The organism is Streptomyces sp. NPDC056580 (assembly GCF_042793175.1).
Taxonomy (GTDB): domain Bacteria; phylum Actinomycetota; class Actinomycetes; order Streptomycetales; family Streptomycetaceae; genus Streptomyces.
On record NZ_JBHTVE010000026.1, the window covers coordinates 42,743 to 52,507 of the forward strand.

The 9,765-nt window shown below is 71.3% G+C and carries 8 protein-coding genes; 7 read left to right on the forward strand and 1 reads right to left on the reverse strand.

Annotated elements, in window-relative coordinates; genetic code table 11:
- Positions 1-67 precede the first annotated feature (67 nt).
- From ACFQ9Z_RS36765 to ACFQ9Z_RS36795, 7 genes are all read left to right on the forward strand, one after another.
- Positions 68-880, forward strand: coding sequence for a DeoR/GlpR family DNA-binding transcription regulator (locus tag ACFQ9Z_RS36765; RefSeq protein ID WP_383030443.1), 813 nt, complete (start codon positions 68-70; stop codon positions 878-880).
- Complete coding sequence (gene pfkB, locus ACFQ9Z_RS36770; RefSeq protein ID WP_383030445.1) at positions 877-1,839, forward strand: 1-phosphofructokinase; 963 nt, start codon at positions 877-879, stop codon at positions 1,837-1,839. Before ACFQ9Z_RS36765 ends, pfkB begins: the two co-directional genes overlap by 4 nt.
- A 443-nt stretch (positions 1,840-2,282) precedes the next feature.
- Positions 2,283-3,344: a sugar ABC transporter substrate-binding protein gene (locus tag ACFQ9Z_RS36775; RefSeq protein ID WP_383030447.1), complete on the forward strand. Its 1,062-nt coding sequence runs from the start codon at positions 2,283-2,285 to the stop codon at positions 3,342-3,344.
- 5 nt (positions 3,345-3,349) lie between these two features.
- The gene (locus ACFQ9Z_RS36780; RefSeq protein ID WP_383030450.1) at positions 3,350-4,921 is read left to right on the forward strand and encodes a sugar ABC transporter ATP-binding protein; all 1,572 of its coding nucleotides are present in this window, start codon (positions 3,350-3,352) and stop codon (positions 4,919-4,921) included.
- Positions 4,922-5,093: 172 nt separating this feature from the next.
- Positions 5,094-6,101, forward strand: coding sequence for an ABC transporter permease (locus ACFQ9Z_RS36785; protein WP_383030453.1), 1,008 nt, complete (start codon positions 5,094-5,096; stop codon positions 6,099-6,101).
- Positions 6,102-6,274: 173 nt separating this feature from the next.
- Positions 6,275-7,060, forward strand: coding sequence for an electron transfer flavoprotein subunit beta/FixA family protein (locus tag ACFQ9Z_RS36790; RefSeq protein WP_383030456.1), 786 nt, complete (start codon positions 6,275-6,277; stop codon positions 7,058-7,060).
- A 34-nt stretch (positions 7,061-7,094) separates the two neighbouring features.
- Positions 7,095-8,063, forward strand: coding sequence for an electron transfer flavoprotein subunit alpha/FixB family protein (locus ACFQ9Z_RS36795; protein WP_383030458.1), 969 nt, complete (start codon positions 7,095-7,097; stop codon positions 8,061-8,063).
- A 371-nt stretch (positions 8,064-8,434) separates the two neighbouring features.
- Here ACFQ9Z_RS36795 and ACFQ9Z_RS36800 read toward each other — a convergent pair whose 3' ends face one another.
- Positions 8,435-8,719: a hypothetical protein gene (locus ACFQ9Z_RS36800; protein WP_383030461.1), complete on the reverse strand. Its 285-nt coding sequence runs from the start codon at positions 8,717-8,719 to the stop codon at positions 8,435-8,437.
- Between the last annotated feature and the right edge of the window lie 1,046 nt (positions 8,720-9,765).

The window sequence follows — 9,765 nt, forward strand, 5'->3', positions numbered from 1 at the left end:
GCACCGGTCCGGTCACCGCGCCCACGGCACGACCGCCGTTCCTTCCCGCCCCGACCCCGGAGCACCGATGACTCCCCCCGTCCCGTCGTCCGACGGCCCCGGCGCACCGTCCGGACGCGCCCCCTACGCCGCCGAGCGCAAGCAGGCCATCCTGACCCGGCTGCGCGCCGCCGGGCGCGTCGACGCGGCCGAGATCGCCGCCCACCTCGACGTCACCAAGGAGACGGTCCGCAAGGACCTCATCGCACTCGAACGGCAGGGGCTGCTGCGCCGCGTGCACGGCGGCGCCGTCCCCGTCGAGCAGCTCGCCTTCGAGCCGGCCGTGTCCTCCCGTACGTACTACTCCGAGGAGAAGACCCGCATCGCCCGGGCGGCGCTGGCCCATCTCCCGGCCCACGGAGCCGTCCTCATCGACGCGGGCTCCACCACCGCCCGGCTCGCCGAGCTGATCCCCGGCGACCGTGAGCTCACCGTCTACACCAACACCCTGCCCATCGCGCTCTCGTTGATCAACCGCCCGCTGCTCACCGTCCATACCCTGGGCGGCCGGGTCCGGCCCGTGACGCTCGCCGAGGTCGACGACTGGGCGGCCCGCGCGCTCGCCGAGATCAACGTCGACGTCGCCTTCCTCGGGACCAACGCCATCTCGGCCGAGCGGGGCCTGACCACCCCCGACCCGGCGGAGGCGGCCGTCAAGCGGCTGATGGCCGCCAGCGCCCGCCGCCGCATCCTGCTCGCCGACCACAGCAAAGTGGGCGCCGTGAGCCTGTGCAAGCACGCAGACCTGTCCGACATCGACCTGCTCATCACCGACAACGGCCTGCCGCCCGCCGAGCTGAAGGCGTTGCGGGCCGCGGGCCTCCAGGTGGAACAAACATGATCATCACCGTCACCCCCAACCCCAGCGTCGACCGCACCGTCTTCGTCGACGCCCTGCCCCGGGGCACCGTCATCCGCAGCCGGCGCAGCAGCAGCGAGCCCAGTGGCAAGGGCGTCAACGTCGCCCTCGCCCTGCGCGCCCACGACCGGGAGGTACTCGCCGTACTGCCCGTGGGCGGGCCCGCCGGCGCCCAGCTCGCCGAGATGCTGCGCTGCGCCGACGTGCCCCACCGCACTGTGCCCATCGCCGACGACGTCCGCAGCAACATCAGCCTGGTCGAACCCGACGGCACCGTCACCAAGATCAACGAGGCGGGGCCCACCCTGGACCCCGCCGAGGCGGAAGCGCTGATGCTGGCGGCGCTCAAGGAGACGCACGACGTCGCCTGGCTCGCCTGCGGCGGCAGTCTGCCCGGCGGAGTGCCCGAGACCTTCTACGCCAGGCTCACCGACGAGGCCCGCCGCCAGGGCGTCAAGGTCGCCGTGGACACCTCCGGCCCCGCGCTGCGCGCCGCGCTGCGCGGCCGCCCCGACCTCGTCAAGCCCAATGCCCACGAGCTCGCCGAGGTGGCCGAACGCCACCTGCGGTGCCTGGGCGACGTCGTCGACGCCGCCGGGCACCTGCGCACCCGGGGCGCCGGCTGCGTCCTGGCCAGCCTGGGCGCCGACGGTGCCGTCCTGGTCGACGACAGCGGCGTGTTCCATGCGGAAGCCCCCGTGACGCGGGTGGTCAGCGCGGTCGGCGCCGGCGACGCCCTGCTCGCCGGCTTCCTGGCCGCCGGGGGGAGCGGGCACCGCGCGCTGCGGCAGGCCCTGAGCTGGGCCGCGGCAGCCGTCCAGCACGAGGGAACCCTGCTCACCGGCGCCGACCCGGCCGTCCCCGTGCTGATCCATGACCACATCGACCGCGACCGCCCGCTGGCCGAGCCCGTGGGCTACGGGCCCGTCCCTCCGGGCTGATGGACCCGGACGGACGCGCGGCCCGGATCCGGCCTGCTCCAGGAGCGCAGTCGAGCCTGCGCCGACCTGGACGGCTCCGCCGCGCCCCGCGCCACCTACAGCCGCGTCCCACCGGCGGCTTTTACGGCCATGACCTGCGACGAAGCCCTGGCGCAGACCCCTTGACACTCCCCAAGGCCGTGCCTAGGTTGTGAGGCACCTTCTGTGACATCGATTACCTCCCCCCTCGAGAGCCACCGCTGAGAGGACGGCGAGTACCCACCATTCGCCGTGTGGACAGTCCACGGGACCGGACTGCTACACGTGCCCAGCGCTGACGGCGACCGCTGCGCTGGATCCACACCGCCCCGAGCCGTCGGCTCGTGCTGCAGGAACGTCTGCGCTGTGCGCACACCCACTGCCTGGCCCACCCACCTTTTCCTCGACGAGGGAGGGAGAGCGCAATGAAGCGACTTCACAAAACAACGGCTGTCTGCGGCCTGATGGCCCTGGCCCTGACCCTCTCCGGCTGCGGCGCCGGCGCCCGTGCGGACAGCCGACCCATGATCGGTTTCACCAATCGGTTCATCGCCGGCAACTCCTGGCTGGCCACGCTGGCCCACAGCGCCGCCAGCGAAGGCGCCAAGCGCGGGTACCGCGTGCAGACGGCGGACGCCCAGGGCAACGCCGTGCAGCAGATCGAGCAGATCCGCAACTTCATCAACCAGGGTGCCAAGGCCGTCATCGTCGAGCCCGTCGACGACCGGGCGGTGGCCGGCGGCATCCGGGAGGCCGAGCGGGCGCACGTTCCGGTCATCATGGTGAACGACCAGGTCGCTCCCGACCTCGCCAAGCGGGTGGCCTGCAACATCCACGACGACGCCGCCGCCACCGCGGAACTGGTGGGCGAGACGACCGCCAAGGCGGTCGCCGCCCGCCACCAGCCGAGCGACACAGTGAAGCTGTACGTGCAGGCGCTCTTCCCGCAGGAGCTGGTCACCGAGACCCGCCAGAACGGCTTCATGAACGGCTGGAACCGCTACTTCCGGCAGCATCCAGGACCGAAGACCGTGCTGATCCCCAACAACTACGGCAAGGCCCTGCCCGACGCGACCCTGACCGCCATGCGCAACACGCTGACCGCTCACCCCGACGTCAACGTGATCTTCAACGAGACCGACGTGGTGACCCCCGCGGTCCAGCAGGCCCTCAAGGACGCGGGACTGATGAAGCCCGACGGGTCGACGAACGTGATCCTCGCCAGCTTCGACGGCGGGATGGATGTGGTCCGCTCGATGGCCGACAATCCGAAGGCGCCGATGGTCGCGGACGGTCTCAACCAGCCCCCGACGCAGGCCGCCATGGCCGTGCAGGAGGCGATCGCCGCCGCCCAGGGCAAGAAGACCGGGCAGTGCAACGGATCGCCGGCCGAACGCGTGCTCCCCCCGCTCGTCGTGACCCCGCAGAACGCCAAGAACTTCGTCGACCCCTCGCTCGCCTTCGCCGGCGGCAACGGCAAGGGATGAGAGCCATGACACCGATTACCCCCATGCCCGAGGGCCCGGCCCGCCCGGACGGCCGGCAGGTGCCCCGCGTCGCCGTGCACGGTCTGAGCAAGACGTATCCGGGGGCCCGGGCACTGACCGACCTGGACCTGGCAGTCATGCCCGGCGAGGTTCACGGCATCGTCGGGCAGAACGGCGCCGGCAAGTCCACCTTCATCCGCATGCTGTCCGGAGCCGAACAGCCCGACTCCGGGGTCATCGAGGTCGACGGCGCCCCCATTCACTTCCCGAGTCCGCACAGCGCGCAGAAGGCCGGCATCTTCACCGTCTGGCAGGAGCTGAGCCTGGTGCCGCACCTGTCGGTCGCCGAGAACATCTGCATGGGCGACCTGCCCAGGACCGCCTGGGGCGCCGTCGACTGGCGTGCGGCGCGCGCCCGCGCCCGTCAGGAGCTGAGCGCGCTCGGCTTCGACTTCGACGTGCGCACGCCCGTCCAGGCCCTGCCGGTGGCCCAGCGCCAGGCCGTGGAGATCGCGAAGGCGGTGGGCCGCAATGCGAAGGTCATCCTGCTGGACGAACCGACCGCCACGCTGTCCAAGCCCGAGGTCGAGCGGCTGTTCGTGGTGCTGCGTCACCTGCAGGCCCGCGGCATCACGCTGCTGTACATCTCGCACCGCATGGACGAGCTGTACGAGATATGCCAGCGCGTCTCGGTGTTCCGCGATGGGCGCCGCGTCGGAACCTACGACGTGGCGGGCAGCGAACCGGCCACCGTGGTCAGGGCGATGCTCGGCCGCATGGTCACCGAGACCGTCGACACCGCCGACCCGGGCCACATCCGCATGCGGGCACTGAGCGCCGGCAAGCCGCTCGCCGATGTGACCCTCGCGGCCGAGGGCCTCGGTGACGGCAGCGTCCTCAACGGCGTCGACCTGCGCTTGCACGCGGGCGAAGTGCTCGCCGTCACCGGACTGGCGGGCAACGGCCAGGCCGAACTGGCAGCCTGCCTGTTCGGCGCCCGCCCGATGACCACCGGCAGGTTCCTGGTCAACGGCGAGGAACGGCGCCTGAAGAGCCCGGCACACGCCATCCGCCTCGGCATCGGCCTGCTGCCGGAGGAGCGCAAGAGCCAGGGGCTGGTCCTGGGAATGTCGATCAGCAGCAACGTGACCATGGCGTCGCTGGGCCAGTTCACCCGCAACTTCGTCCTGCAGCGCCCGGCGGAGAGGCGCGCGGCGCTGCGGATGCGCGAGTCACTGTCGATCAAGACCAGTACCGTCTCGCAGCCCGTGGGCAACCTCAGCGGAGGCAACCAGCAGAAGGTCGTCCTCGCCAAGTGGCTGATCAGCGGCGTCAAGACCCTGATCATCGCCGAACCCACCCGAGGCGTCGACGTGGGCGCCAAGGTGGAGATCTATGACCTGATCCGCCGGTTCGTCCACGATGGCGGCAGCGTGTTGATCATCACGTCCGAACTCGAGGAAGCGCTCATGTGCGACCGGGCTGTCGTCCTGAAGCGCGGTCGTGTGGCGGGAGTCGTGGACCGTGACCAACTCGATCGCGACGGGGAGTCGGCGATCTTGAACCTGTGCTCCTGAACGAGAAGTGAGTGAGATCATGTCTGAGCGCGATTCCACCGTGACCAAGCACGTCGACTCGCCGGCGGCCACGCCGTCGAGGGATGACCGGATCTCCCGGCCGCCCCACGGTCCCGCACCGTCCGACGATGGCGGCCCGGGCTCACCAGTGGCCCGTCTACGGGACAGTGCCGTGGCACTCGGTTCCAAGTCCTACCTGTTCGTCGTGCTCATCGCCGTCCTCGTGGTGGGCAACGGCCTGTCGCCGTACTTCCTGACGAGCCGGAACCTGCTGTCCGTCCTCATCACGGCGTCCGTCGTCTCCGTCCTGGCGGTGGGCCAGTTCACGGTGATCGTCACCGGCGGCATCGACCTGTCGGTCGGTTCGGTGGCGGCACTGTCCTCCGTCGTCGGCGCGATCATGCTGAAGGACGGGCAGCCGTTCGTCGTCGCCGGCCTCGGCGCGCTGGCCGTGGCGGCCCTCATCGGCCTGATCAACGGCGTGTGCGTCACATACGCCCGGATCACCCCGTTCATCGTGACGTTGGCGATGATGAGCATCGCCCGCGGCATCGCCTACATCGTCCAGCCCGGCAACCTGGTCGCGATCTCCAACCAGCGATTCCTCTCCGTCTTCGACGGTGACCTGGGAGCCCTGCCTTCTCCGGTGCTCATCGCCTTCCTCGTCATGCTGGTAGCGGCGCTCGTGATGGCCTTCACCCCCTTCGGCCGGCGGCTGTACGCCATCGGCGGCAACGCGGAGGCCGCCCGGCTGTCCGGCCTGCCCGTCAAGCGCGACGTGATGTCGGCCTACATGGTCTCCGCGCTGCTCGCCGGCCTCGCCGGGCTCATGATCGCGGCCCAGCTCACCGAGGGCAGCGCCATCGTGGGCGACGGCTACGAGCTCAACTCAATCGCCGCCGTGGTGGTCGGCGGGGCGTCGCTGTTCGGCGGCACCGGCAATCCGATTAGCGCCGTCGTCGGCGGCCTCACCATCGGCACCATCCTCAACATCATGGATCTGCTCGGTGTCCAGGCCCAGCCGCAGCTCGTCGTCAAGGGTGCGGTGATCCTGGTCGCGGTCTTCTTCACCAGCGGTGTCGGTCACCGTCTGATGGGACGGTTGCTGCAGGCGGCCTTCCAGCGAGTCCGCCGCCCGGTGCCCTCCGGAGCAGCGGGCCGCACCGAGGACGCACGGTGACCCGTGGCCGCCCTTTCCGGGACCGCGCCCCGTCGTCGGCGGCCGAGCCTGTCCGGGGCGGAACCCGGGGCGCGGTCCCGTCGGCCACCGGCTTCCCGAGCCGCGTCGATGAGCTGTCCGGCGGGTGTCCGCCGCCAACGTTGCACACCAGTCGGTAAAGAGGGAGACAGGCCGTGAGCCTGAGAATCGTTGTCCTGGTGAAGTACGTGCCCGATGCGACCGGCGACCGTCGCTTCGCGGACGACACGACGACCGACCGGGAGACCGTTGACGGGCTCCTGTCGGAACTCGACGAATACGCGGTCGAGCAGGCCCTGCTCATCGCCGAGGCATCCGGCGATGCCGACGTCACCGTGCTCACCGTCGGCCCGGACGACGCCAGGGACGCGCTGCGCAAGGCGCTGTCCATGGGCGCCGGCAGGGGCGTCCACGTCAACGACGACGCCATCCACGGCACCGACGTGATCGGCACCTCCGCCATCCTCGCCAAGGCCGTCGAGAAGACCGGGTACGACCTGGTCGTGGCCGGCATGGCCTCCACCGACGGCACCATGGGAGTGGTCCCCGCCCTGGTGGCCGAGCGCCTGGGCGTGCCGCAGGTCACCCTGCTGTCCGAGGTCCGCGTCGAGGGCGGAGTGGTCAGGGGCCGCCGCGACGGCGACGCGGCCACCGAGCACCTTGAGGCGTCCCTGCCCGCGGTGGTCTCGGTGACCGACCAGTCCGGCGAGGCGCGCTACCCCTCCTTCAAGGGCATCATGGCCGCCAAGAAGAAGCCGGTGGAGTCCTGGGACCTGGACGACCTCGGCATCGAAGCCGGCGAGGTGGGCCTGACCGGCGCCTGGACCGCCGTCGAGACCATCGCCGCCCGCCCGCCGCGCCAGGCCGGCACCGTCGTCAAGGACGAGGGTGAGGGCGGCACGCGACTGGCCGCCTTCCTCGCCGCGCAGAAGCTCGTCTGACGGCCGACCACGAGATTTCAGGAGACACGAAGCAATGGGTGAGGTTCTCGTCCTGGTCGACCACGTCGACGGCGTGGTCCGCAAGCCGGCTCTGGAGTTGCTGACGCTGGCCCGCCGCATCGGCGAGCCCTCGGCCGTGGTCCTCGGCGCCGGCGAGGCCGCCGCCGGCATCGCCGCCAAGGCCGGCGAGTACGGCGCCGCCACGGTCTACGTGGCGGACGCACCGGAGTTCGCCGACTACCTCGTCGTCCCCAAGGTCGACGCGCTGACGCAGCTCGCCAAGGCCGTCGGCGCGGCGGCGGTGCTCGTCACCTCCTCCGGCGAGGGCAACGAGATCGCGGCCCGGGTCGCGCTGCGCCTGGGCTCCGGCATCATCACCGACGCCGTGGACCTGCGGGCTGGCGACTGCGGCCCGGTCGCGACCCAGTCGGTGTTCGCCGCCTCCTTCCAGGCCACCTCGCGGGTGACGCACGGCACCCCGGTGATCACCGTCAAGCCCAACGCCACCAGTCCCGAGGCGGCCCCGGCCGCGGGCGTGGTGGAGAACGTCTCCGTGGAGTTCTCGGCCACCGCCACCGGCACCACGGTCGTCTCCCGCACCCCGCGGGTCTCCACCGGCCGCCCCGAGCTGACCGAGGCCGCCATCGTGGTCTCCGGCGGCCGCGGCGTCGGCGCCGCCGAGGGCTTCGGCGTGGTGGAGGGGCTGGCCGACGCCCTGGGGGCCGCCGTCGGCGCCTCCCGCGCCGCGGTCGACGCCGGCTGGTACCCGCACTCCCACCAGGTCGGCCAGACCGGCAAGTCCGTCTCCCCGCAGCTGTACGTCGCCTGCGGCATCTCCGGGGCGATCCAGCACCGCGCCGGCATGCAGACCTCCAAGACGATCGTCGCCGTCAACAAGGACCCCGAGGCACCGATCTTCGACCTGGCCGACTACGGCGTGGTGGGCGACCTCTTCCAGGTGCTGCCGCAGCTCACCGCCGAGGTGAAGGCACGCAAGGGCTGACCGGACCGGGGCGTCGGCCCAGGCCCGGGAAGCCGGTGCCGGAGGGGGCCGGAAGGCGTGGTGCGCCCACCGGGGCGCAAGGCTGACCCAGCCCGTGCCGCACGAACGCCCCCGTAGCCGGCCGGTGTACGCCCGCCCGCTCGGCATGTGCCGTGATTGGGGCGTTGCCGGGGGTACGCGTGCCATCGTCCGCGGTCCCAGGCCGCCGACCGCCCCGCCGGACACCGGCTCAGGGCCGCCTCATCCGGACCGTCACATCCGGACCGTGACGCGCCTGGTGCCCGCGGTGCCCGGCAGGACGGCCGCACACCGGCCGGCATAGTGGCGCCGGTGAGGGGAGGCGGCCGAGCGGTGCCCGCATATGGCGGGTATCAGCCCCTGACGCCCCTAAGGTGGCTCGAGTTGAGCACCGCGATGGTCTGGTCGACGACCACGTCGTCCGGTGAGGCGAGACAGGCGTGCGCGGACAACACGACGTTCTTCTTGCTCGGGTAGGGGAACTGCTCCTCCAGCGCCAGGGTGCCGCCGAGGACGCGACACGACGAGGTGAGGGGGGAGGTGCGTACTCCGGTGGCGGTGGTGAGCTGTGCGGAAGCACCGGTTCTGGATCTGAGCAGCCAGGACACCAGCACACCGCCCTTCGGCAGGGCGGCCACGGGGAGGCAGTCCTTGTTCGCGCTCCCGTCCAGGGCCCTCACACACAGCGCCAACCCCAGATCATGACGCTCCCCGGGGCCGAGGTCCTCGGTCAGCGCCGCCCGCAAGGGCAAGCACGGCGGCCGGCCGCCCGTCGCCGGTCACCGCAGTCTCTGCTCGTTCGGCTGCCCTGGCCCACCTCGCACGGCATGCGCGAGGTGACCTGCGTCCCCCGCACCTGCGGATCTGCCAGTGTCACGAACGCGGCTGCCGCTGGCACTCCCGCCACCGCGGATGCGTCGGCCCCATCCGTCTCCTCCTCGCATGTGAACGCGGCGGACGGCTGTGGCGGCTCGTCGACGCCTGCAGCGCCTGCGCCGTAGCAACAGCACAGGCCGCCGTCGTACCCGACACCGCCCTCGCCCACGCACCACTGCAGCCGGCAACCACACGGCGGCACAGGCACCCCAAAGGGCCGGGTGAGAAGATCCGAGTCTGCGAAATGCTCAGCTACCTCGCCGCTGCGCTCCCGGCAGGCACCTCGGCCGCCGCACGCCTGCTCGCGCTGCAGTGCGCGTTCCGCATGAACACCAGGATGCAAGTCCGGCTGCCCAAGGGCGTGCTGCGCAGCCTCCGCCTCAACGCCGCCCCAGATCCTTGGCGCGAGTTGGAGCAGGCGCGATGGCTGCGTAGAGCCCCCGGGAACGCGGCCAACGAGATCGCCGCTGAACTGCTCGATGTCACTCTGCTGGGCCAAGCCAGCCCGCCCCGACCGAAGGCATGCCGCGGACTGGGCACTGCGCGCCGGCTCCTCCTATGCAGCAGGGGCGGTCGGAGCACTGCCTCAACTGGCCAGCGTGTATCTTGCAGCGCACACTGACCCGGAATCCAGCAGTGGCCTTGGCGAGCTCGACCAGATGGCGCGCGCCTGCGGTACCCAGCCTGCGGAACTGCCAGCCACACTTGACCGACCAATGCCACGAAGTTAAGGCTCAGTTGACGTTGTCAAGCACGACCGCGACGTGAGACGGGCCTCTGCTATCCAGGGGATCGACCAAGATCTTCC

Bases quoted from the DNA above. Each gene is read 5' to 3' on its own strand.
- ACFQ9Z_RS36765 (WP_383030443.1), top strand. From the start codon at position 68: ATGACTCCCCCCGTCCCGTCGTCCGACGGCCCCGGCGCACCGTCCGGA.
- pfkB (WP_383030445.1), top strand. From the start codon at position 877: ATGATCATCACCGTCACCCCCAACCCCAGCGTCGACCGCACCGTCTTC.
- ACFQ9Z_RS36775 (WP_383030447.1), top strand. From the start codon at position 2,283: ATGAAGCGACTTCACAAAACAACGGCTGTCTGCGGCCTGATGGCCCTG.
- ACFQ9Z_RS36780 (WP_383030450.1), top strand. From the start codon at position 3,350: ATGACACCGATTACCCCCATGCCCGAGGGCCCGGCCCGCCCGGACGGC.
- ACFQ9Z_RS36795 (WP_383030458.1), top strand. From the start codon at position 7,095: ATGGGTGAGGTTCTCGTCCTGGTCGACCACGTCGACGGCGTGGTCCGC.